The 22081-nt window shown below is 72.3% G+C and carries 20 protein-coding genes; 4 read left to right on the plus strand and 16 right to left on the minus strand.

Features of this window, described 5'->3' with window-relative positions:
* Nucleotides 1-79: 79 nt before the first annotated feature.
* The 6 genes from O7600_RS08265 to O7600_RS08290 form a co-directional block, all read right to left on the minus strand.
* Nucleotides 80-1753, minus strand: a complete 1674-nt coding sequence (locus O7600_RS08265; protein ID WP_281593088.1) for a bifunctional 3'-5' exonuclease/DNA polymerase — start codon at nucleotides 1751-1753, stop codon at nucleotides 80-82.
* 157 nt (nucleotides 1754-1910) lie between these two features.
* Complete coding sequence (locus tag O7600_RS08270; RefSeq protein ID WP_281593089.1) at nucleotides 1911-2867, minus strand: carbohydrate ABC transporter permease; 957 nt, start codon at nucleotides 2865-2867, stop codon at nucleotides 1911-1913.
* 13 nt (nucleotides 2868-2880) lie between these two features.
* On the minus strand, nucleotides 2881-3822 hold the full coding sequence (locus O7600_RS08275) for a sugar ABC transporter permease (protein ID WP_091573506.1): 942 nt from the start codon (nucleotides 3820-3822) through the stop codon (nucleotides 2881-2883).
* A gap of 22 nt (nucleotides 3823-3844) precedes the next feature.
* The gene (gene ngcE / locus O7600_RS08280; RefSeq protein ID WP_281593090.1) at nucleotides 3845-5257 is read right to left on the minus strand and encodes an N-acetylglucosamine/diacetylchitobiose ABC transporter substrate-binding protein; all 1413 of its coding nucleotides are present in this window, start codon (nucleotides 5255-5257) and stop codon (nucleotides 3845-3847) included.
* 24 nt (nucleotides 5258-5281) lie between these two features.
* Nucleotides 5282-6031 (minus strand): SIS domain-containing protein, encoded by a 750-nt coding sequence (locus tag O7600_RS08285; protein WP_098747937.1) that lies wholly within the window; start codon nucleotides 6029-6031, stop codon nucleotides 5282-5284.
* Entirely contained in the window at nucleotides 6028-6990 is a 963-nt protein-coding gene (locus O7600_RS08290) for a MurR/RpiR family transcriptional regulator (protein WP_281593091.1), read from the minus strand. Before O7600_RS08290 ends, O7600_RS08285 begins: the two co-directional genes overlap by 4 nt.
* A 153-nt stretch (nucleotides 6991-7143) precedes the next feature.
* Here O7600_RS08290 and O7600_RS08295 point away from each other — a divergent pair, with 153 nt between their 5' ends.
* Nucleotides 7144-8133: a BadF/BadG/BcrA/BcrD ATPase family protein gene (locus O7600_RS08295; protein ID WP_281593092.1), complete on the plus strand. Its 990-nt coding sequence runs from the start codon at nucleotides 7144-7146 to the stop codon at nucleotides 8131-8133.
* A 363-nt stretch (nucleotides 8134-8496) separates the two neighbouring features.
* Here the strand turns inward: O7600_RS08295 and O7600_RS08300 are convergent, their stop codons facing one another.
* The 7 genes from O7600_RS08300 to ngcE (O7600_RS08330) form a co-directional block, all read right to left on the minus strand.
* The gene (locus O7600_RS08300) at nucleotides 8497-8928 is read right to left on the minus strand and encodes an SRPBCC domain-containing protein (RefSeq protein WP_281593093.1); all 432 of its coding nucleotides are present in this window, start codon (nucleotides 8926-8928) and stop codon (nucleotides 8497-8499) included.
* Nucleotides 8921-9241: a metalloregulator ArsR/SmtB family transcription factor gene (locus O7600_RS08305; protein ID WP_091573500.1), complete on the minus strand. Its 321-nt coding sequence runs from the start codon at nucleotides 9239-9241 to the stop codon at nucleotides 8921-8923. The genes O7600_RS08300 and O7600_RS08305 overlap by 8 nt, the downstream gene beginning before the upstream one ends.
* The gene (locus tag O7600_RS08310) at nucleotides 9234-9608 is read right to left on the minus strand and encodes a VOC family protein (protein WP_281593094.1); all 375 of its coding nucleotides are present in this window, start codon (nucleotides 9606-9608) and stop codon (nucleotides 9234-9236) included. Before O7600_RS08310 ends, O7600_RS08305 begins: the two co-directional genes overlap by 8 nt.
* Before the next feature lie 86 nt (nucleotides 9609-9694).
* The gene (locus tag O7600_RS08315; RefSeq protein ID WP_281593095.1) at nucleotides 9695-10222 is read right to left on the minus strand and encodes a hypothetical protein; all 528 of its coding nucleotides are present in this window, start codon (nucleotides 10220-10222) and stop codon (nucleotides 9695-9697) included.
* An 86-nt stretch (nucleotides 10223-10308) separates the two neighbouring features.
* The gene (locus O7600_RS08320; RefSeq protein WP_281594096.1) at nucleotides 10309-11082 is read right to left on the minus strand and encodes a carbohydrate ABC transporter permease; all 774 of its coding nucleotides are present in this window, start codon (nucleotides 11080-11082) and stop codon (nucleotides 10309-10311) included.
* 128 nt (nucleotides 11083-11210) lie between these two features.
* Nucleotides 11211-12119, minus strand: a complete 909-nt coding sequence (locus O7600_RS08325; protein ID WP_091573498.1) for a sugar ABC transporter permease — start codon at nucleotides 12117-12119, stop codon at nucleotides 11211-11213.
* A gap of 7 nt (nucleotides 12120-12126) precedes the next feature.
* The gene (ngcE, locus tag O7600_RS08330; protein ID WP_281593096.1) at nucleotides 12127-13542 is read right to left on the minus strand and encodes an N-acetylglucosamine/diacetylchitobiose ABC transporter substrate-binding protein; all 1416 of its coding nucleotides are present in this window, start codon (nucleotides 13540-13542) and stop codon (nucleotides 12127-12129) included.
* 162 nt (nucleotides 13543-13704) lie between these two features.
* Here ngcE (O7600_RS08330) and O7600_RS08335 point away from each other — a divergent pair, with 162 nt between their 5' ends.
* Nucleotides 13705-15180, plus strand: a complete 1476-nt coding sequence (locus O7600_RS08335; protein WP_281593097.1) for an acyltransferase — start codon at nucleotides 13705-13707, stop codon at nucleotides 15178-15180.
* On the opposite strand, the gene O7600_RS08340 is transcribed toward O7600_RS08335, so the two are convergent.
* Both O7600_RS08340 and O7600_RS08345 read right to left on the minus strand, forming a co-directional pair.
* Nucleotides 15152-16642 carry a CoA-acylating methylmalonate-semialdehyde dehydrogenase gene (locus O7600_RS08340; RefSeq protein ID WP_281593098.1) on the minus strand — a complete coding sequence of 497 codons (1491 nt, stop codon included), beginning with the start codon at nucleotides 16640-16642 and terminating at the stop codon, nucleotides 15152-15154. The genes O7600_RS08335 and O7600_RS08340 overlap by 29 nt on opposite strands.
* Complete coding sequence (locus tag O7600_RS08345; protein ID WP_281593099.1) at nucleotides 16639-17940, minus strand: aspartate aminotransferase family protein; 1302 nt, start codon at nucleotides 17938-17940, stop codon at nucleotides 16639-16641. Before O7600_RS08345 ends, O7600_RS08340 begins: the two co-directional genes overlap by 4 nt.
* Nucleotides 17941-18201: 261 nt before the next feature.
* On the opposite strand from O7600_RS08345, the gene O7600_RS08350 reads away from it, so the two are divergent.
* Nucleotides 18202-19161, plus strand: a complete 960-nt coding sequence (locus O7600_RS08350) for a hypothetical protein (RefSeq protein ID WP_348651378.1) — start codon at nucleotides 18202-18204, stop codon at nucleotides 19159-19161.
* Nucleotides 19162-19220: 59 nt separating this feature from the next.
* Here O7600_RS08350 and murD read toward each other — a convergent pair whose 3' ends face one another.
* Nucleotides 19221-20567: a UDP-N-acetylmuramoyl-L-alanine--D-glutamate ligase gene (gene murD / locus O7600_RS08355; protein WP_281593102.1), complete on the minus strand. Its 1347-nt coding sequence runs from the start codon at nucleotides 20565-20567 to the stop codon at nucleotides 19221-19223.
* Nucleotides 20568-20654: 87 nt separating this feature from the next.
* On the opposite strand from murD, the gene O7600_RS08360 reads away from it, so the two are divergent.
* On the plus strand, nucleotides 20655-22004 hold the full coding sequence (locus O7600_RS08360; protein ID WP_281593103.1) for a hypothetical protein: 1350 nt from the start codon (nucleotides 20655-20657) through the stop codon (nucleotides 22002-22004).
* Nucleotides 22005-22081 lie beyond the last annotated feature (77 nt).

Below are 22081 nucleotides of genomic sequence, written 5' to 3' on the forward strand. Positions count from 1 at the left end.
GTCCGTCCCGTCGTACGCACACCGGACCCAACGAGCGCGATCAGGGCCGGGTAGCGGGGCAAATCGGAAAATTGTGGGACTATGCCGCGTCGGCGTAGCAGTCCACCGTGGACAGGTCGAGCGGGAAGCGGACCGGGGTGTCGCCGAACAACAGCCGGGTGGCCCGCTCGCCGGCCGCGGTCACCGCCTCGGCGACCGCGGCGGCCTGACCCGCCGGGCAGTGCACCACCACCTCGTCGTGCTGGAAGAAGACCAGCTCGGCCCCGGTGCCGGCCAGTTCGGTGCGCAGCGTGGCCAGCAGCGTCGAGGCCCACTCGGCGGCGGTGGCCTGGATGACGAAGTTGCGGGTGAAGCGCCCGCGGGACCGCGCCGCCCGGGCCGACGGGCTGTGTGGATCCACCTCGCCGTCCGGCGTCGCGTCGTCCCCGTCGGCGAACCCGACCGAACCGGGCGGGCAGGTGCGGCCCAGCCACGACCGGACCAGCCCGCCGGCCTCGCCGGTGCGGGCGGCCGCCTCAACGTAGCCGAACGCGGTCGGATAGTTCTTCCGCAACACCGCCAGCGCCGGCACCGCCGCGCCGCCGGTCTGCCCGTACATCGCGCCGAGCAGCGCCACCTTGGCCCGGGGCCGGTCACCGCCGAAGGCGTCCCGGGCCAGCGCCGCGTAGAGGTCGCCGGCGCCGCCCGCGGCGGCCAACCGCTCGTCACCGGAGACCGCGGCGAGCACCCGCGGTTCGAGCTGGCCCGCGTCGGCCACCACGAACGTCCAGCCCGGGTCGGCCACCACGGCCCGGCGGATCACCTTCGGGATCTGCAACGCCCCGCCGCCCCGGGTGGCCCACCGGCCGGACACCACGCCGCCGGGCACGTACTCCGGGTGGAACCGGCCGCCGGAGACCCAGGCGTCGCGCCAGGCCCAGCCGTGCGCCGTCCAGATCCGGTAGAGCTCCTTGTATTCCAGGACCAGCGGCACCGCCGGGTGCTCCACCCCCCGCAGCACCCAGGCCCGCGTGTTGGGCAGCTCCACACCCGCCCGGGCGAACGCCCGCAACAGCTCCGCGGGCGAGTCGGCGTGCAACCGGCGTACGCCGAACGCGGCGGCGATCCGCGCCTGCAGCTCGGCCAGCCGGCGCGGCGGCCCGCCGACCGGGGACGCCTCGCCGAGCAACTCGGCCAGGATCGCGTCGTGCACGTCGACCCGCCAGGGCAGGCCGGCCGCGCCCATCTCGGCGGCGACCAGCGCGCCGGCTGACTCGGCGGCCACGAGGAGCCGGAACCGGCCGGGGTGGGCGGTCGCGGCGATCCGGGCGAGCTGGTCGGCGTACACCCGGGTCAGGGCCGGGACGCCCGGACCCGGAGGGCCGGACGGCGGCTCGAAGAGCGCGGCCTGGCCGTGCCCGGGCGGCTCCGGCGGGCGCGGCGCCGGATCCGGCGGGACCGGCGCGCCGGTCAGCCGGGCCCAGGCGGCGGGCAGCGCCCGCGGCTCGCCCCAGCGGCCGGCGTGCCCGAGCAGCAGCGCCTCGGTCAGCTCCACGTCGTGGCAGCGGTCGAGTCGGACGCCGGCACGCAGCAACCCCGGATAGACGCCGCCGCCGGCGGCCCACACCCAGCGGGGCCGGTCGGCGGCCTCGCGGGCGGCCACCGCGCCGGCCAGGTCGACGACCTCCTCGGCCGGGCCGGCCGGGCGACCGGTGTCGTCGAGCGGTTGCAGCACGCCGCCGCCTCGCTCGTCCGCCACCACCGCCACCAGCACGGAGGTGATTCTGCCTCGCCCCACCGACACGCTGCGCGGGAAGGAAGGGCCCCTTCTTAACGCCTCCGGTAGAGGAAGGGCCCCTTCTTAACAACGGCCCGGGGCGGTTAAGAAGGGGCCCTTCCTTCCCGCAGCGGGGAAGGGGGCGGGGCGGGTGCTACTTGCTGACGCCGGCGGTGAGACCGGACTGCACCTGGCGCTGGAAGACGATGTACACGATCAGCACCGGCAGCATCGCCATCGTGACGCCGGCGAACAAGCCGGACCAGTCGGACTTGTAGCCCTGGTTGACCGACAGCTCGATCAGACCCTGCGCGATGACCTGGTGCTTCGGCTCACCGGCGACCGACTGCATGAGCAGCGTCGGCAGGTACCACTGGTTCCACTGGCCGAGCACGTTGAAGATGCCGATGCTGATCAGGCCGGGCTTGGCCATCGGCAGCATCACGCTGAAGAACGTGCGGGTGTGCGACGCCCCGTCGACCTGGGCCGCCTCGGCGATCGAGTCGGGCAGCGTCCGGAAGAACGAGTGCATGAAGAAGATCGTGAACGACAGCGACCACGCCACGTAGACCAGGATCAGCATGAGGTGCTTGTTCGGGCCGAGCAGCGGCAGGCTGACCCCGGTGTTGTAGACGCCCTTGAACAGCGGCACCGCGGCCAGGTAGATCGGCAGGGTCAACCCGGACAGGAACATCCAGTAGATCAGCCGGTTGCCGCGGAACTCGTAGCGCGCCAGGGCGTACGCGGCCATGGAACCGAGCAGCATCGTCAGGGACACGCTGAAGACGAGCACGAGCAGCGTGTTGAGGAAGAAGCTGTCGATCCCGGCCGTCCAGGCCCGGGCGAAGTTGTCCCACTGCAAGGCGGCGGGGATCAGCGACAGCGGCTCGCGGATCACCTCCGAGTCGGTCTTGAGCGCCGACATCACCACCCACAACAGCGGGTAGACCACCATGATCGCCCAGACCGCGAGGAACAGGTGGGAGAAGCCGTTGAAGAACCGGCCGCCCAGGCCGTTGCCGGCGCCCTTGGCCCGCCGACCCGCCGGCGGGCCGGACGGCGGCTCCGTGTCGGGTCGGGTCCGGCCGGAGGAGTGTGTCACCGTGCTCATCGTCCAAACCTCCTCAGAACTCGATCCGCTCACGGCGGGTGATCCGCAACTGGAGCGCGGCCAGCAGGATGGTGAAGATGGCCAGCGCGACGGCGATGGCGCAGGCGTAGCCGAACTGGCCCTTCTGGAACGCGTTGAACTGAATCACCGAGGCGAAGATCTCGCTGGCGTGGTTCGGGCCGCCCTGGCTCGGCGTCATGACGAAGACCAGCGCGTACATGTCCAGCGCGATGAAGCCGAGGTAGACCCAGGCAACCGAGATGCTGTCCCGCAGCAGCGGCAGGGTCACCCGGAAGAAGGTGTGGAACCGACCCGCGCCGTCGAGGATCGCCGCCTCGTAGATGTCCTTCGGGATCGACTGCATGGCGGCGGAGAACAGCACCATGTAGAAGCCGGCACCGCTCCACACCGCGATGAGCAGCAGCCACCACAGCACCGCGGGCACGCCGAGGAACGGCTCCGGGTCGGCGGTGAACGCGATCGGATTGTCCGCGTCCACCAGACCGATCTTGATCAGCAGGCCGTTGATCAGACCCTGCCCGTCGGTCCGGTAGATCTGCTGCCACATGACCGCGATGACGACCAGCGACAGCACCTGCGGGAAGAAGAAGATCACCTTGTAGATCCCGGAGCCGAACACCCCGCGGATGCCGGCCCTGTCCTCGCGTCCGCCCACGTTGAGCAGGAACGCGAGGAACAGGGCCAGCGCGATCGTGAACAGCGGCACGGTGACCAGGAAGAACACGTTGTGCCAGAACGCCTTCCGGATCAGCTCGTCGGAGAACAGTCGGACGTAGTTGTCCAGCCCGACGAAGTTCTGGGAATCCGAGTACCCGCCCCAGTCGGTCAGCGAGTAGCCCGCCGCCTGGGCGAACGGCCACACCACGTAGAACAGGTACAGCGCGACGGGCAGGGCCAGGAAGCCCGTGACGAAACGCGCGACTCCGTGCCGCATTGGACTCACTTCCTCGACGATGTCAGGCGGTGCGGGTCTGCTTCTTGATCGACGAGTCCTTGGCGACCTTGTCCGCGGCCACCTGCATCTTGTCGACGAACTGCTGCGCGGTCAGCCGGCCGGCCATCAGCTCCTCGGAGAGGTTCTGGCTCTCCTTGTCCAGGTCGGCGTAGAAGTCCGGGAACTTCACCGAGATCAGCTCCCCGCTGCCGCCCTTGACCAGGTTGTTCGCGCTGGCCAGCGCGCTGTCCTGGACGTTGTCGCCGGAGCCCTTGGTGGAAGCCAGCGACTTGGTCAGCTCGGCGAACTTCGCCGACCCGGCCTTGGACAGGATGGCCCGCAGGAACTCCTTCGCGGCCTCCTTGTTCGGGGCCTTGCTCGGCACCACGAAGCCCTCGCCGGAGGAGGCGAAGACGTCCTTGGCCGCCTTGTCGCCCGGCTTGCTCCAGTAGTCGGAGATCGTGAGCTCGAAGCCCGGCGGGATGGTCGCCGCCATCTCGTTCTTCAGCCAGGTGCCGACCTGGATGAACGCCGCCTTGCCGTCCAGCCACGCCTGCTGCGACTGGGTGTGGTCCAGCTTGCCCGGCAAGAGCAGCTTGTCCTTGACCAGCTTCTCCCACGGCTCCAGCGCGGCGACGATGCCGTCGGCCTTCCAGGCGCCGTCCTTGAGGTTGTCGATGTCGACGACGGCCTGCTTGCCGACCGCCTTCCAGATGCTCGCGAACAGCGCCCACCGGGGGTAGTAGCCGTGCGCCGCGTCGTGCACGTACGGCGCCATCCCCTTGGCCTTGATCTTCGGCGCCAGGGCGAAGAACTCGTCCCAGGTGGTCGGGGCGGTCCAGCCCTCCTTCTTGAACAGCGCGGCGTTGTACCAGTTGCCCCAGACCGTGTAGGCCACGTTCACCACGTAGAACTTGCCGTTCTGGGTGCCGTCGGCGACGGTGCCCGGCAGCAGCGAGTCGGCCACGGTCCCCTCGCTGTCCCAGGCCGGCGCGGTGAGCAGGTCGTCGAGCGGCTCGATGGCGCCCTCGTTGATCAGCGTGCTGCGGTCCATCATGTCGGCGCCCGAGTTCATCACCAGGTCGCTCGGCTGGGTCGCCATCTTCGGCTGCTCTTCGGTCTTGATCTTCTGGGTGGAAGACATGTTGACCGTGACGTTCGCGTGCTTGGCGTTGAAGATGACCTTGTCTTCCTTGGCCCACTGGTCACCCAGGCCACCGTTGAAGACGACCACCTTGACGGCGCTGCCGTCCTTGACGCCGAACGGGTTGTCCTTGCTCTTGGCCGCGCCGCCGCCGTCGGACTTGCTCGGCTCGCTGCCGGCGCAGGCGCTGAGCAGCCCGGCGGCCGGGACCGCGACCAGGCCGACCGCGGCGGCGCGCTGCAACAGGGTCCGGCGGCTGAGGTCGCCGGACTTCTCGGGGGTAACCGACATCTTGTCTCTCCTTGTGGTGTCGGGTCAGGCGGTCCGCCGGAGGCGCCCGGCGTACCGCGACTCGAGGGCGAGGTTGTGCTCGTCCCCACCGGGGACGTTGGCGGAGAGGTAGACAGGGGGTACCTCTCCGGCCTGGTGGAACCGTCGTACGACCTCGGCGGTCAGCAGCTGCGCCAACAGCGCTGCGGTGACCGACGAGACCGCACAGACCGCGCCGCCGCCCTCGAGCGGCAGCAGTGCGTCGCCGTACGGCGCGCCGTTGTCCAGCACGACGTCGGCGAGGTCGGCGAGCCGTTGCCCGGACGGGTGCCGAGGGGCGACCCGGGCGGTGTGCTCGACCGAGGTGACCGCGATCAACGGATGACCGCCCCGCTTGACCAGCGTCGCCAGCTCCACCACGGAGCCGTTGATGCCGGACTGGGAGGCGACCACGAACACGTCCTCCGGCTGTGGCGCCGCCAGGGCGTAGAGCTGGTGCGCCACCGCCGGGTCGCGTTCCAGCTTGGGGTCGGCGAGCACGTCGCGGGGCGCGTCGCCGTGCAGCACGAGGTCGTGCAGGGAAAGTCGGTTGGTGGGGACCAGGCCACCGGCGCGGGCCACCAGTTCGGCGGCGAACGCCTCCGAGTGGCCGGCGCCGAACGCCTGCAGGACGCCGCCGGCGCGCAGGCCGCCGGCGATCAGGTCGGCCGCCCGGTCCACCACTGCGGCCTGGCTGTCGACCAGCCGGTCGAGCACCGGGCGGACGGCGTCCGCGTACCGCTGGGCACTGATCATGTGAGGGACCCCTTCGCGGCCTTGTGCCCGTCGACGGCCTGGGCGGTACGCCGGAAGGCCGCGTGGGCGCGGTCGTGGGTGCGCTGCGCCACCGCGATGTAGAGCAGGTCGAGCACGACGAGCTGAGGGTGCCGGGCGGAGAGCGCGTCCGGCCGGAACGTGGTCGCCTGGCTGGCGGTGACCAGCACGATGTCGGCCAGCTCGGCCAGCGGCGAGCGGGGGAAGCCGGTCAGCGCGACGGTGGTCGCCCCGCGGCTGCCCGCCTCGGCGAGCAGCTCGATGGTCTCCCGGGTCTGCCCGGTGTGCGAGATGCCGAGCGCGACGTCCCCGGCGCCCAGCAGCGCGGCGCTGGCCAGCCCTTCGTGCACGTCGCTCCAGGCCCAGGCGGCGACGCCGATGCGGTGCAGGCTGAACTGCATCTCCTCGCCGACCAGGGCGCTGCCGCTGGCGCCGAAGATGTTCACCCGGCTGGCCCCGGCGATGGCCACCGCCGCCCGCTCCACCTCGTGCAGGTCCAGCAGCGCCGCGGTGTCGTGCATGGCCCGCGTGTCGGCGGCCATGATCTGGTCGAGCACCCGGGACAGCGGGTCGCCGGGCTGGATCTCGCGACCGATGTCGACGGTCCAGCCCGCGGACCGGGCCCGGCCGGTCTCGGCGGCGATGCCGAGTCGCAGGTCGGCGTACCCCTCGAAGCCCATCGCCCGGCAGAACCGGGTGATGGTCGCCGGTGACGTGCCGCTCCGCTCGGCCAGCTCGACGATGGTGGCCCGGGCCGCCGCCTCCGGGTCGCTGAGCACGTGCTCGGCGACCCGGCGCAACGCCCCCGTCAGCTCCCCCGCGCCGGCCCGGACCCTGGCCAGCACCCCGTCCGAGGAGACGGCCACCGCACCCCGCCGGTCGACCGCGTCGGCGTCGACCACCGCGGTCCCCGCGGGGGTGTCCACCTCGTGATCAACCATCGGACGCCTTTCGGAAAGAGTGTTAACTGTTAGTGGTAAAAGTTCTTACTGAAGGCCCCTCCGTGTCAAGGGTGTGGGCGAAGTTTTCAAACTGTTACCTGACGCACAGCCGCGATCTTGCGCCGGGGAACGCGGCCGACCAGCATGGGAGCCATGTCGGACACCGTCGTGGTCGGCCTCGACGTCGGAGGCACGTCCACCCGCGCCACCGCGCTGAACCTCGACGGCGTACGCCTGGGCGACGGCCGCGCCGGCGGCGGCAACCCGACCAGTCACGGCGCCGAGCGGGCCGCCGCCGAACTGCTCGCCGCCCTCCGCGCGGCGCTCGCCGAGGTCGACCCGACCCGGGTACGCGCCAGCGTGATCGGCCTCGCCGGCGCCGGCCGCCTCCTCGCCGACCCGCACGGCCGAGACGCCTTCGACCGGGCCTGGGCCGAGGCGGGGCTCGCCTGCCCGTACACCGTGCACGGTGACGCCCTGGTCGCCTACGCCTCCGGGACCGCCGCACCGGACGGCACCGTGCTCATCGCCGGCACCGGCGCGATCGCCGCCCAGGTGCGTGACCTGCGCCTGGACCGCACCGCCGACGGCCACGGCTGGCTGCTCGGCGACGCCGGCTCCGGGTTCTGGCTCGGCCGCGAGGCGGTCCGCCGACTCCTGACCGACCTGGACCGGGCCGACGTCCCGGGAGCGCTCGCCCGCCGCGTGCTGACGGAGCTGACCGGCACGGCCGAGGTGGCCGCCCGACCCCGCGCGACCGCCGATGCGGTCGTACAGGCCGTGACCCGGCGGCCACCGGTGGAACTGGCCCGCCTCGCGCCGCTGGTCGTCACGGCGGCCCGGGAGGGCGAGCCGACCGCCGCCGCCCTGATCGGCGAGGCCGCCGCGCTGCTGGCCGAGAGTGTCTCCCGGATCCGCCCGGCCGACGCGACCGATCCGGTGGTGCTCGGCGGCGGCCTGCTCACCGGCGACACGCCGTTGGCCACCGCCGTCCGGAACGAGCTGACCGTCCGCTGGCCGGACGCGCCGCTGCACAGCGCCGGAGACGGCGCCGCCGCCGCGGCCTGGCTCGCCGCCCGGGACCTGCCCGAGGTGGCCGACCCGGCCGCGCTGCACACCCGCCTCGTCCCGCCACCGGCCTGACCCCCGCGCCCCGCGCCCCGCGCCCCGCGCCCCGCGCCCCGCGCCGACGGACGATGAGCCCCGTACACCCTGTCGAGCTGATAACACCAACGACTCACCCTCACCCACAGCCGCTGAGTCGTTGGTGATATCAGCTCGACAGGCGACGGAGAAGCCACGTCCCGTCCGCGACCGAGAAGTCGATGACGTGGACGACCCGCACTCGCCGGGCACGCAACGCCACCGGCTCGGTGGAGCCGTAGGCGCCACACCGGCCCGCCCACACCCACGACGTTCCACCCACCACGCCGCCGTCAGAGCCGGGCCCACTGGGACGGTTGCGGCAGCCCTGCCACGTTCCTGACGCCTCAGGCATTCAGCCGGTCAGGGCAGTGCGGTCAGCGTGGCGGCGAGACGGGTCCAGACCCGGGTACGCCAGCCGCCGTCGAGCAGGGTGAACGTCCGCCGTTGCAGCAGGTCGTCCGGGTCGAAACCGGCGTGCTCCAGGAACAGACGAGTGCCCCTGCCCTCGGGGACCAACGTCCAGGTGACCACCGTGTCGAGCGAGCCACCACGCCACGCCCACCGCAGCCGCCGTGGCTCGTCAAGTTCCAGCACCTCGCAGTGGACCACCCCGTCGAAACCCTGAGCTGGGCGCGCGACCGTGCGGAAGGTGAAGTGGTGCCCCAGCGCCGGCCGGAAGTCGTTCGGCATGAGCCACCGTCCGAGGAGATCAGAATCGGTCAGAGCCCGCCACACCTTGGCCGGCGGGTGGGGCAGGAACTGGTCCACCGCGATACGCGCCGGCTCACTCATCGGGCAGCTCGTCCAGCACCTCGCGCAGGCCGGCCAGGCGAGAGCGCCAGAACCGCTCGTACGGGGTGAGCCAGTCGGCCAGCTCGCGCAGCGGCTCGGGGCGCAACGCGTAGAACCGCTGTCGCCCGACCGGCTGCTCGGTGACCAGCCCGGCGTCCTTGAGCACCCGCAGGTGCTCGGACAGGCTGGGTCGGCGCATGTCGAACCGGTCGGCGAGCCGCTGCACCGGCTGCTCACCCTCCTCGCGGAGCAGCCGCAACAGTTCGCGCCGGGTGGGGTTGGCCAGGGCCGCGAAGACGTCCGGCTCAGACACGGGTCTCCTGCAACGCGATGCCGTTGCCGTCCGGGTCGGCGAAGGTGGCGTACCGACCCCAGGGCGCGACCTGGATCTCGTCCTCGGCGAACACGACTCCCCGCTCGCGCAGCCGGGCGACGTCGGCGTCGAGGTCGTCGCTCTCCAGCACCAGCCCTCGAAGCGAGCCGGCGGGCATGCTGTCGAACCAGGTGACCAGCGTCAGCGTGGTCGCGGCGCCCTTCGGGGCCACCTGCACCCAGCGACCGCCGGGTCCCATCGGGTTGTCCCGCACCAGATCCAGACCGAGCACGTCGACGTAGAAGTCGCGGGCCCGGTCCTGGTCGCTGACAGGTACGGAGACGATCTGCACGTGGTTGACGGACATGCCCGCAAGCATAGGTAGGAGATTTTCTACCGGTCAAGCGGAGGAGAGGCCGGCCGCCACGGCGGGCGACCGGCCTGCGTACCTGCTCAGGCGGTCGGATACCCCTGTGGCCCCGAGCCCTGCGGCGGGGTCGGGTATCCCTGCGGGCCCGGAGCGTGCGGCGCGGTCGGGTACCCCTGCCGGCCCGGACCGTGCGGCGCCACCGGCTGGCCGTGCGGCGCCGCCGCATGCCCCTGACCGGCCGCGCCGTAGGGGGCGCCCGCCTGACCCGGGGCGGGGTGGCCGGGAGCCGGCTGGCCGTGCGCGGACGGGGCGAACATCCCGGGCTGCGGCGCGCCGGCGAACTGGTGTGCCGCGGCCTGCTCGCGGGCCTCCTTGCGGGCCTTCACCGCGCGCACGGCCAGCAGGATCGGCAGGACGAAGACGTAGAAGAAGATCTGGTAGCGGCCGCCCTCGAAGAGGAAGAACAGATAGAAGCCGTAGGCGAACATGGCGAGCCCGACGACCACGTTGAGGATCCGGGAGCCGGTCCCCTGCTCCTTGACGGCGATGCCGAGGGCGACCATCGCGATGCCGCCGAGCAGCAACAGCAGCGTGTAGATGAGGAAGAACATGAGATTCCTGTCAATAAGGTGAGCGTGCCGGCTCACCTTATTGGAGCGCGATCATCCGCACTGCCCCGTTGCCTGTGGCAACGACCTCACTTGAGCTGCCCGGCGGTCAGGCCGGCCTGGACCTGCCGCTGGAACGCCACGTAGACCACGAGCACCGGCAGCACGGCGATGGTGAGGCCGGCGAAGAGCTGGGCGTAGTCGCCGGCGTATCCCTGGCTGACCGCGAGCGAACTGAGTCCCTGGGCGAGCATCCGGTCCTGCCCGTCGCCGGGGATGAGCACCTGGGGCAGCAGGAACTGGTTCCAGTGGCTGAGGAAGTTGAAGATGCCGACGCTGATCAGTCCCGGTCGCGCCATCGGGAGCATCACCCGGAAGAAGAGCCGGAAGTGTCCGCAGCCGTCGATCATGGCGGCCTCCGCGATCGAGGTCGGCAGCGTCCGGAAGAAGGCGGTCAGGAAGAACACCGTGAACGGCAGCGAGTAGGCGGTGTAGACCAGGATCAGGCCCGACCAGGTGCCGAGCAGGCCGACGCTGCGCACCACGAAGAACAGCGGCACGAGGGCCAGGAACACCGGGAACATCATCCCGCCGACGAACAGGTAGTAGACCACCTGACGGCCGCGGAACTCGTAGCGCGCGAAGACGTACGCGGCGGCGGCGCCGAGCAGCATGGTCAGGGTCAGCGAGCCGGTCACCACCACCAGGCTGTTGACGAAGAACCGGCCGATGTGGGCGTTGGTCCAGGCCCGTCCCCAGTTGTCGAACCGCAGCGCCTCGGGCAGGCCCCAGGGGTCGGCGATGATCTCCCCGTTGCTCTTCAGCGAGCTGAGCACCATCCAGGCCAGCGGCAGGATCGTCATCGCCGCCCAGAGCAGCAGGAAGCCGTGCGAGAAGACGTTCGCCACGCCCAGCTCACGCCGGGGCGGACGGTCGGCCGGGGGGGCCGCGCCGGTCGCGACGGCGGTCGGGGCGCCGGTCTCCACTGTGGTCACGAGTACTCGATCCGATCACGCCGGGCGGTCCGCAGCGCCAGCACCGCCACCGAGAGGGTCAGGAAGAACATGGCCACGCCGATCGCGGAGGCGTACCCGAACTTGTTCTCGCTGCCGAACGAGGTGTCGTACATGCGCAGGCCGATCACGTCGGAGGAGAAGTTCGGCCCGCCGTTGGTCATGAGCTGCACCAGGATGAAACCGTCCAGCGCCGCGATGGCCAGGTAGATCCAGGCCACCTGGATGGTGTCCCAGAGCAGCGGGATGGTGATCTTCCGCAGCATGGTGGCACGGGAGGCGCCGTCGAGCAGCACCGCCTCGTAGATGTCACGCGGGATGGCCTGCATCGCGGCGCCGAAGAGCACCACGTAGAACCCGACGTTGCTCCACACCATCACGGCGAGCACGCACCAGAACGCGAACCTCGGGTCGCCGAGCCAGGCCGGGGTGGCCAGCCCGACCGCCCGCAGCCCGCCGTTGAGCAGACCGCTGGTCGGGCTGTAGATCTCCTTCCACAGCAACGCGATGATCACCACGGAGAGCACCTGCGGGAAGAAGTAGACGAGCCGGTAGACGGCCGTCCCGCGTACCCCGGTGACGCCGGCGCGGCCCTTGCGCCCGCCCATGGTGAGCATGCTGGCGAAGAAGAGGCCCAGCGCGATGGTCACCACCGGCACCACCGCGAGCAGGATCGCGTTGTTCTTCAACGCGTTCCAGACGTACCCGTCGTGCAGCAGGGTGCGGAAGTTCGCCAGGCCGACCGGGTCGGCCTCCGCCGAGTAGCCGAGCCAGTCGGTGGTCGAGATCTGGAACGCCTGAAGGTACGGCGAGAGCACGAAGATGCCGTAGAGCGCCAGCGGTGGCAGCAGGAAGCTGAGGATCAGCGGGTATCGGCCGTGTCGCATCCGATCGTCACGCGGCCCGCTTGTACTTCTTCACCGAGCTGTCCTGCGCGATCGAGTCGGCGCCCTTCTGGCACTGGTCGAGGAACTCCGCCGGGGAGGTCCGGCCGCTGAAGAACTCGCCGCAGGCCGCGTCGACCAGGTTGCGCTCCAGCTTGCGGTAGTAGTTGTTGTAGACCCAGTTGAAGCCGTTGGAGCCGGACGCGTCCAGCGCCTTGACCACGGTGCTGAGCCCGTACGGCAGGTCGATGCCCTCGGTGGCGCCGGCGACCACGGGCAGGCTGGCGACCTTCTTCGTGAAGTCCTGGGCGCCCTTGCGCGACAGCATGGTCCGGAAGTACTCCAGCCCGCCGGCCACGTTCTTCGCCTTCGCCGGCACCATGAACGGCTCGCCCGCGGTGCCCCGGATCGCCTCGAACGGCAGCTTGTCGCCGCTGCCCAGGCTCGGCGTCGGCGCGACGGTCATGTTGAAGCCGGCCGGGGTCACGTCCTTCTGCTCGCTCTCCAGCCAGGAGCCGCAGGAGATGAACGCGGCCTTGCCCTGGCACCAGGCGGTCTGCGACTGCTTGTGGTCCAGGCCCGGGGAGCCGGCCAGGATGAACTTGTCCTTGACGATCTGGTGCCAGGCGTCGGCGGCGGTCTTCATGGCGTCCGACTTCCAGGCGTTGGGCTCCAGGTTGTCGATGGCCAGCGCGACAGAGGGACCGCCCAGCTTGATCGCGGTGGAGATCAGCGGCCAGCTCATGTAGCGGGGGTGCACGCCGGCGTACGTCCAGGGGGCGATGCCGGCGGCCTTGATCTGGCGGCAGAGCGCGATGTGCTCGTCCCAGGTCTTGGCGTAGGTCCAGCCGCGGTCGGCGAACAGCTTGGTCGAGTGCCAGATGCCGTAGACCGTGTAGGTGTAGTTGAGCACCAGGAACTTGCCGTCGTAGGAGCCGACCTCGACGGTGCCCGGCAGCAGCGTGTCCTTGACCGTCTTGCCGGGCGTGTCGAGGCTGGGCGCGGCGAGCAGCTCACCCAGGTCGGCGATCGCGTTCTGGGAGACCAGGCCGTTGAAGTCGATCTGGCCGGCGCCGGAGTTGTTGACCACGTCCGGCGGGCTGCCGTCGACGAAGCGGGGCTGGAGCGTCTTGCTGATCTCCGCGGTGGCCGAGTGCTTGATCTCCGCCTTCGGGTACTTCTCCTTGTACATGGCCTCGTGCGCCTTGGCGTACTCCTCGCCGAAGCCGCCGTTGAAGATCACCACCTCCAGTGGCGCGTCCTCCTTCACCCCGAGCGGGTTCTGCTCGCTCTTGGTGCCCTGGTACGCGCCACCCTCGCCCTTGTCGTCGCCACCGGAGGTGGCGCAGCCGGCGAGCAGGCCGGCGGCGGGGGTGGCCAGCAGACCGGCGGCGGCGCTGCGCCGGAGGATCTCACGCCTGTTCATCGCAACTCCTCGGTTCGGGTACGCGGGTGGCGGATCTGTCGCTTGTCTTCACATCGGCTGTTGTTGCTGAAGAATTTCTACGCTGGCGCGACGCGGATCACAAGACTTCTCGACCGATCCGTTATCCGTACCGGTCGCCGACGGCTGGCATAGCCTGACCCCATGCGCCGCCTGCGGCAGCTCGCCGAGCGCACGCCGCCGGGGCGGGAGCGCTACGTCGACCTGCTCCGGGCGCTGGCCATCACCATGGTCGTGCTCGGCCACTGGGGCGTCACGGTGATCGGGTACGACCACGGCCGCCCGGCCGGCCGCTCCGCGCTGGCCGACCTGCCCTGGACCTGGCCACTGACCTGGGTGGCCCAGGTGATGCCGGTGTTCTTCCTGGTCGGCGGCTATGCCAACGCCGCCTCGCTGGCCGCCCGCCGGCGTCGCGGCGGATCCGCGACCGGCTGGCTGGTGGACCGCAGCGCCCGCCTGGTCCGACCGACCACCACGTTGCTGCTGGTGCTCGCCGCCGGCGCCACGGTCGCCACGCTGCACGGCGCCGAGGCGACGCAGGTGCGCACCGTGGTCTGGTTCGCCACCATCCCGCTCTGGTTCCTGGTGGCGTACTTCGCGATGGTGGCGCTGACCCCACCGATGGCGGCGCTGCACCGCCGGTACGGGCTGGCCGTGCCGGTGGCGCTGGTCGCGCTCGTCGCGCTCGGTGACCTCGGCCGGCTCCTCGGCCCGGCCGGCCTTGCCGACGGCAGCTACCTGTTCGCCTGGCTGGCCGTGCACCAGCTCGGTTTCGCCTGGTACGACGCCACCCGATCGGCGCACCCGGCCGGCGACACGTCCGGCGCCGGCCGCCCCGGCAGATCGGCGGCGACGGGCGTCGGACCGCACGACGCCGACGGCCACGCCGGCCCCCGCCGGGGCCACGAGCGGACCGGGCTACGCCGACGCGAGCTGCCGCTCTCCTCCCGGGCCGGCACGAGCCTGCTGGCCGGCGGCCTGGTCGCGCTGGTGCTGCTCACCGTCGTCGGGCCGTACCCGGTGGCGATGCTGCACGTGCCCGGCGAACGGCTGGACAACGCGGCGCCGCCGAGCCTGGCGCTGCTCGCCGCGGCCGCCGCCCAGCTCGGGCTGATCCTGCTGCTGCGCGGTCCGGCCGGGCGCTGGCTGCGCCGTTCCGGGCCGTGGCAGGCGGTGATCGCGGTCAACGCGGTGGTGCTCACCGTCTTCCTCTGGCACCTGACCGCCGCGGTGCTGCTGGTCGGCCTGCTCGACGCGCTCGACGTGCTGCCCACGCCCGCGGTCGGCTCGGCCGCCTGGTGGGGTTGGCGCGTCCCGTGGCTGCTCGGCCGGGCCGTGGTGCTGGCCGCCCTGGTCGCCGTCTTCGGCCCGGTCGAGGCCCGCACCCGCCGTCCGTCGGGTCCGCCCGGCCGCCGCGGCCGAGCCCGGGCGCATGGCCCGGTGTCGACCGCGCTGGCCGTCGCCGGGTACGCCGCCCTCGTCGCCGGCCTGCTGCTGAACAGCCTCGCGCCGAAGGAGGCGGCCGAGCCGCTCGGCCTGCCCGCCCCGGCGCTGGTGACGTACCTGGCCGGGGCGGGACTGCTGCGGATGCTCAGGTCTGGGTGGGGAAGCCGAGGTTGACCCCGCCGTGGCGCGGGTCGAGCCAGCGGCTGGTGACCACCTTGCCCCGGGTGAAGAACGCGACCCCGTCGGCGCCGTGCGCGTGCAGGTCGCCGAAGAGCGACGCCTTCCACCCGCCGAACGAGTAGTAGGCCATCGGCACCGGGATCGGCACGTTGATCCCGACCATGCCCACCTCCACCTCGTGCTGGTACCGCCGTGCGGCCCCGCCGTCGTTGGTGAAGATCGCCGTGCCGTTGCCGTACGGGTTCGCGTTGACCAGCTCCACCGCCTCGTCGTACGAGCCGACGCGCAGCACGCTCAGCACCGGGCCGAAGATCTCGTCGGCATAGATCGACATGTCCGGGGTGACGTGGTCGAACAGCGTCGGGCCGAGCCAGAAGCCGCCCGGCTCGCCGTCCGGCGTGACGTCCCGCCCGTCCACCACCGGCACCGCGCCGGCCGCGATCCCGGACTCCACGTAGGAGCGCACGCGCTCGGCGTGCGCGGCGGTGACCAGCGGACCCATGTCGCAGCCACGTCGACCGTCCCCGGTGCGCAGCCGGCCCATCCGCTCGGCGATCCGTTCGACCAGCGCGTCGGCCACCGGCTCCACCGCCACCAGGGCGGAGATCGCCATGCACCGCTCCCCCGCCGAGCCGAACCCGGCGTTGACCGCCGCGTCGGCGGCCAGGTCCAGGTCGGCGTCGGGGAGCACCACCATGTGGTTCTTCGCCCCGCCCAGCGCCTGCACCCGCTTGCCGGCCAGCGCGCCGCGCTGGTGCACGTACCGGGCCACCGGGGTGGAGCCGACGAACGACACGGCCCGTACGCCGGGGTGGTCGAGCAGGGCGTCGACCGCCTCCTTGTCGCCGTTGACCACGTTGAGCACCCCGTCGGGCAGGCCCGCCTCGGTGAACCACTCGGCGAGCAGCAGGGCGGCGCTCGGGTCCTTCTCGCTCGGCTTGAGCACCACCGCGTTACCGCAGGCCACCGCCACCGGTACGAACCACAGCGGCACCATCACCGGGAAGTTGAACGGGGAGATCACCGCCACCACGCCCAGCGGTTGCCGCAGGCTGTAGGAGTCGACCTCGGTGGAGACGTTCTCGCTGAACCCGCCGCGCAGCGCCGAGGGGATGCCGCAGGCGTACTCGATCACCTCGAGCCCGCGTTGCACCTCGCCGGCGGCGTCCGCGAGCACCTTGCCGTGCTCGGCGGTGATCACCTCGGCGAGCCGGTCCCGGCGGGCGTGCACCAGTTCCCGGAACGCGAACAGCACCGCCGTGCGTCGGGCCAGGGAGGCGTCCCGCCAGGCGCGGGCGGCGCGCTCGGCGGCCTCCACCGCGCCGGCCACGTCGGCCGCGCCGGCCAGCGCCACCCGGGCGCTGCGGCGGCCGGTGGCCGGGTCGAAGACGTCGCCGCGCCGCTCGGACTCTCCGGCGGTCGGCTTGCCGTCGACGTAGTGCCCGATCACGCTCACGCCGCCTCCCCGACCGACGCCCGGATCGCGTCGAGAAGGATGGCCAGGCCCTCGCGGGCCTCGTCCTCGGTCAGCGTCAGCGGCGGACCCATCCGCACCACGTTGCCGTACAGCCCGCCCTTGCCGACCAGCAGGCCGCCGGCGCGGCACGCCTCGAAGACCCGGGTGGTCAGCTCCGCGTCCGGCTCGACGGTGCCGGGGCGGACGAACTCGACGGCCAGCATCAGGCCCTTGCCGCGTACCTCGGCGACCTGGTCCAGCTCGGCGGTGGCCGCGCGCAGGCCGTCGGCGAGGATCGCGCCGACCCGGGCCGCGTTGGCCTGCAGGTCGTGGTCGAGCAGATAGTCGAGCACCGCGTTGCCGGCGGCGGTGGAGATCGGGTTGCCGCCGAAGGTGGAGAAGCTGATCGCCGGCACCGACTCCAGGATCTCGGCCCGGCCGACCACGCCGGCCAGGGCGAAGCCGTTGCCGACGCCCTTGGCGAAGGTGAGCAGGTCCGGTGTCACGCCGTGCGCCTGGTAGCCCCAGAAGTGCTCGCCGGTGCGCCCCCAGCCGGTCTGCACCTCGTCGCTGATCAGCAGGATGCCGTGCTCGTCGAGCACCTTCTTCCAGGCGGCGAGGAGCCCGTCCGGGCCGTGCACGAAGCCGCCGACGCCCTGGATCGGCTCGGCGATCAGGCAGGCCACGTCGCCGGCGGTCTGGGTGGCGAGCACCTCGCGCAGGTCCTCGACCGCGGCGTCGACCCGGTCGTCGGCGTCGAGCCGGGCCAGCAGGCCGCGCAGCCGCTCACCGGAGTGCAGCCAGGCCACCTGCAACGGGTTGAGCGCGCTGGCCGACCAGCCGCGGTTGCCGGTCACGCCCATCGCCGCGTACGACCGGCCGTGGTAGCTGTTGCGCACCGCGAGGATCTGGTGCGAGCGCCGGTGGTTGGTGGCGACCAGCAGGGCGGCCTCGTTGGCCTCGGTGCCGGAGTTGGTGAAGAAGACGCGGGCGTCGGGGATGCCGGAGAGCCGGGCGACCTTCTCGGCCAGTTCCACCTGCTGCCGGATCAGGTAGAGCGTGGAGGTGTGCACGAGGCCGGTGCGCAGCTGCCGCTCGACCGCCTCCCGGATCTCCGGGATGTCGTGGCCGACCATCGTGGTCAGCACCCCGCCGAAGAAGTCCAGGTAGGTGCGACCGGCCGCGTCGGTGACCCGGCGACCGGAACCGGCGACCAGTTCCAGCGGTTCGGCGTAGTAGAGCGGCATCCAGGACGGGAGTACGGCCCGGTGCCGGGCGAGGAGGTCGTCGGACGTCATCGGCGCACCCTTCAGCGGCGGTCTGGTCCCCGCACGCTCCCACCGCGCCCGGACAGGGACAACTGTCACTGTGTCGCGCGGCGACGCCCCCGACCTGACACCACGTCAAGCGGTCGTCACGCTTTCCGGAGCGAATAGGCCCATCCGCCGACCTTCCCGTCGCCGATCGACGCGATCTGCCACGCGATCCGCAGCGCGTACGCACCACGGCCGCGACCGGCAGGCGCCGCCGGTAGCATCCGCCGGGTGCGGACGACTCAGGTGGAGCTGCCGGCCGGCACGGCGGGGACGAGCCAGGCGGAGCTGCTGTCCGGGGTGCGGTCCTGGGTGGAGTCCCCGCCACTGCGCGGCCTGGTGGCCCACTTCGGCGGCGACTGGCCGGCCGGCGACCTGGCGGCGGTGCTGGCCGGGCTGGACGTGTTCTCCGCCCGGCGCTGGGACTTCCGCCAGGGGCGGGAACGCCCGGACGCCCGGGAACCGGCGTTCGACCCGGAGACCGCCGGACTGGTGCTGGCCGCCGCCACGGCGCTGGGCCTGGTCCGGGCCATCCCGCCGGCCCGCTCCGGGTACACGCACCTGCTGGTGCTCGGCGGGCTGGCGCACGCCTGCCTGCGGCGCACCGCGTACGCGGCGCTGCTGGCCCGCTCGGCCCGGGTGGCCGGCGAAGTGGCGGTGCTGGGCAGCTTCCGGCCGCTCTCCCCGGCCGAGTCGGCGATGCTGGCCGCGGCCGGGGTGCCCGGATGCGCCACCGAGGTGGATGTCCTGGACGCCGGCGTACGGCTGGCGTTCGGGGTGGACGAGCCGGCGTGGGAGAGCGGCGGGCCGGCCGACCACCCGCACCGCGCCTGGTCGTCGCGCACCTACCGGCCGGCCGGGCTGCCCCCGGTCCGGGTGCTCGCCGCGCCGTCGAGCGAGCCGGAGCGCCGTCGCGCGCACACCGCCGACACGCAGCGGTTCTGGGCCGAGCACGTCCGGCTGCGCGCCGGTGACCCGGTGCTGATGGTGACCGCACCGATCTACGTGCCGTTCCAGCACTGCGACGCGCTGCGGACGCTGGCCGTGCCGTACGGGTGCGGCATCGAGACGGTCGGGGTGGACCCGGCGGCGAGCGCGCCGGTTCCGGTGCCGGAGCCGACCCTGACCCCGGGGCGCTACCTCCAGGAGATCCGCTCCGCGCTGCGGTCGATGCGCGCGTTGCACGCCGCGCTGACCACCGGCTGACGGCACGGACCGCCGACCGGCGCCCGGCGGACCGCCGCCGAGGAGCCGACGCCGCCCACTCAGCGGGCCGTGTCGGCGACCGCCTGGGCGAACACCTCCGAGCGGTGCTCAAAGTTGCGGAACCGCCCGTAACTGGGCGCCGCCGGGGACAGCAGTACCACCCCGCCCGCCGGGGTGAGCTTGCGGGACAGGCCGACGGCGGCCACCAGGTCCTCGGCCAGCTCGGTGCGGACCGCCGGCAGCCCGGCCAGCGCATCGACGATGCGGGGACCGCTGTCCGGGATGCCGATCACGGTGATCTCCCGCTCGGCGAGGTGCTCCCGCAGCGGGCTGTAGTCGAGCCCCCGGTCGGTGCCGCCGACGATCACGGTCAGCGGCCGGCCCTCGTACGCGTCGATCGCGTGCATGGCCGCGTACGGGCTGGTGGCGAGGGTGTCGTCGACGAAGGTCAGGCCGGACGGGTCGGCGATCTCGGTGAGCCGGTGCGCCAGCCCCTGGAACCCGGCGACCGCCACCGCCAGGCTGTCCCGGCGATCCACCACGTCGACGCCGAGCGCGTCGAGCACGGCGAGCGCGACGCAGAGGTTGCCCTCGTTGTGCCGCCCGACCAGCGGCAGCACCGCGCGCGGGAACAACGGCGTGTCCCGCAGGTGGAACCACGGCGTGCCGTCCGGCCCGGTCGCCACGTGGGTGGTGTCCGGCGACCCGGCCCGCACCGCCGCCCGGTCGCCCAGTTCCACGGCCAGCCGCGGGTCGGCGCCGTTGACCACGACCGTGTGCGGGCCGTGCGCGACCAGGTTGAGCTTGTCCCGGTAGTACTCGCGCTCACCGCCGTGCGCGTCCAGGTGCTCGGGGAACAGCGCGGTCACCACCGCCACCCGGGGCGAGTCGGTCAGGTCGGCGCACTGGTAGCTGGACAGCTCCAGCACGTACAGCTCCGCCTCGGGCAGGTCGAGCAGGGGCACGCCGATGTTGCCGCCGAAGACGTTCGGCCGGTCCATCGCGGTGAGCAGGTGACTGATCAGGCTGGAGGTGGTGCTCTTGCCCTTGCTGCCGGTGACCCCGACGGTGCGGTCCGCGTGGTCGGCCATCCAGAGCGCGCTGCCCTGGGTCACCGGGACGGACCGGCGGCGCAACTCCACCATCCACGGATGGGTGTTCGGCACCCCCGGCGACCGGACCACCACGTCGGCGGCGGCCAGCCGCGCGAAGCCCTCCTCGCCGGCGACCAGCGGTGCCGCCGCGGCGAGCGGCCCCTCCCAGGGCAGGCTGAGGAAGTTCGCGCTGTCGTCCACGGCGACCAGGCCGGCCGGGCCGTGCGCGGCGATCGCGGTCACCGCCGCCCGGCCCTCGCGGCCGGCGCCCCAGACGGCGACATGACGTCCGCGCAGATCAGACAGGCGCACAGGCTCTCCTCGGACTCGGTCGGTGCTCGGCGGGCGGGGTCCGGCCCAGCCGGACGCGGGCGGACGAACCAGGGCCTAGTATTGCGTGTGCCCAACGAGCAACTGCGGCGGATGGACGCCTTCACCTTCCCGTCCTACTCGATCGACTTCGCCACCGGCGAGGTCCTGTTCGACTACGCCCTGACGGGTCCCGACGGCGAGCAGCGGTTCACCGAGGTGATCACCCTGCCGCTGCCGGCCGAGCCGGTGCCCGACGCCACCGCGGCCACGCTCGCCCGGGTCCTGGAGCTGCTGCACGTGGTCGCCGGCGTCAGCTACTACAAGGCCGCCGCGCCGCCCCGGCTGGTGCTGCCGGCGCCGCTGGGCGCCGCCGCCGTCGAGCTGGTCACCGCCGTCTACCGCAAGGGCCTCGCCGAGTACGCGTACCGCAACCAGCTGCCGCACGTGCTGGAGCTGCGTCCCGAGGTGCCGCCCGGCACCGTGGACCCGGCGACGCCGCTGGACAACTCCGACCGCCGCCCGCTGTCCGCCGTCGGCGGCGGCAAGGACTCCATCGTCACGCTGGAGGCGCTGCGCCGGGCCGGTCTCGACCCGGTGCCGTTCTCGGTCAACCCGAACCACGTGATCGTCTCGGTCAACGAGGCGTCCGACCTGGTGCCGCTGGCCGCCCGGCGTCGGCTCGACCCGGTGCTGTTCGAGTTGAACGCCGCTGGCGCGCGCAACGGGCACATCCCGGTCACCGCGATCAACTCGCTGATCGCGGTCGCCACCGCCGTGCTGCACGGGCTCGGCCCGGTGGTGATGTCGAACGAGCGGTCCGCGTCCGACCCGAACCTGGTCTGGCAGGGCCACGAGATCAACCACCAGTGGTCCAAGGGCGTCGAGGCGGAGGGGCTGCTGCGGGCGGCGCTGGCCGAGCACGCCGGGCTCACTGAGCCGTACTTCTCGCTCCTGCGCTCCCTGTCCGAGCTGCACATCGCCCGGCTCTTCGCCGAGATCGACCGCTACGACGCGGTGGTGACCAGCTGCAACGCCGCGTTCAAGCTGCGCGACGCGAGCGAGCGCTGGTGCCGCCACTGCCCGAAGTGCCGGTTCGTGTTCCTGGCCATGGCCCCGTTCATGCCGCGCGAGCGGCTCACCGGCATCTTCGGCGGCGACCTGCTGGCCGACGAGTCCCAGATCCCCGGCTACCGGGAGTTGCTCGGCGTCGACGGCCACAAGCCGTTCGAGTGCGTCGGTGAGGTGGAGGAGTCGGTGGTCGCGCTGAGCCTGCTCGCCCAGCAGGACCAGTGGCGCGGCGCCCCGGTGGTCCGGGCCCTGATGACGGCGCTGCCGGACACCGCCTGGCAGGCGGCGTCCACCTCCGACGTCTTCACCCCCGGCGGCCCGAACTTCGTCCCCGCCCCCTACGCCAAGGCCCTCACCGCGCTCGCCTGACCCGCCCCACCCCGACCTCCGCCGTCGATCATGAAGTTGAGCCGGCGTTCCGCCCGGTTCGTCCCGGCCAACTTCAT

The sequence above is a fragment of the Micromonospora sp. WMMA1998 genome, from assembly GCF_027497375.1.
Lineage (GTDB): Bacteria > Actinomycetota > Actinomycetes > Mycobacteriales > Micromonosporaceae > Micromonospora > Micromonospora sediminicola.

Bases quoted from the DNA above. Each gene is read 5' to 3' on its own strand.
- O7600_RS08270 (WP_281593089.1), bottom strand. From the start codon at position 2,867: ATGAGCACGGTGACACACTCCTCCGGCCGGACCCGACCCGACACGGAG.
- O7600_RS08275 (WP_091573506.1), bottom strand. From the start codon at position 3,822: ATGCGGCACGGAGTCGCGCGTTTCGTCACGGGCTTCCTGGCCCTGCCC.
- ngcE (WP_281593090.1), bottom strand. From the start codon at position 5,257: ATGTCGGTTACCCCCGAGAAGTCCGGCGACCTCAGCCGCCGGACCCTG.
- O7600_RS08285 (WP_098747937.1), bottom strand. From the start codon at position 6,031: ATGATCAGTGCCCAGCGGTACGCGGACGCCGTCCGCCCGGTGCTCGAC.
- O7600_RS08290 (WP_281593091.1), bottom strand. From the start codon at position 6,990: ATGGTTGATCACGAGGTGGACACCCCCGCGGGGACCGCGGTGGTCGAC.
- O7600_RS08295 (WP_281593092.1), top strand. From the start codon at position 7,144: ATGTCGGACACCGTCGTGGTCGGCCTCGACGTCGGAGGCACGTCCACC.
- O7600_RS08300 (WP_281593093.1), bottom strand. From the start codon at position 8,928: ATGAGTGAGCCGGCGCGTATCGCGGTGGACCAGTTCCTGCCCCACCCG.
- O7600_RS08310 (WP_281593094.1), bottom strand. From the start codon at position 9,608: ATGTCCGTCAACCACGTGCAGATCGTCTCCGTACCTGTCAGCGACCAG.
- O7600_RS08315 (WP_281593095.1), bottom strand. From the start codon at position 10,222: ATGTTCTTCCTCATCTACACGCTGCTGTTGCTGCTCGGCGGCATCGCG.
- O7600_RS08320 (WP_281594096.1), bottom strand. From the start codon at position 11,082: ATGACGATCCTGCCGCTGGCCTGGATGGTGCTCAGCTCGCTGAAGAGC.
- O7600_RS08325 (WP_091573498.1), bottom strand. From the start codon at position 12,119: ATGCGACACGGCCGATACCCGCTGATCCTCAGCTTCCTGCTGCCACCG.
- ngcE (WP_281593096.1), bottom strand. From the start codon at position 13,542: ATGAACAGGCGTGAGATCCTCCGGCGCAGCGCCGCCGCCGGTCTGCTG.
- O7600_RS08335 (WP_281593097.1), top strand. From the start codon at position 13,705: ATGCGCCGCCTGCGGCAGCTCGCCGAGCGCACGCCGCCGGGGCGGGAG.
- O7600_RS08345 (WP_281593099.1), bottom strand. From the start codon at position 17,940: ATGACGTCCGACGACCTCCTCGCCCGGCACCGGGCCGTACTCCCGTCC.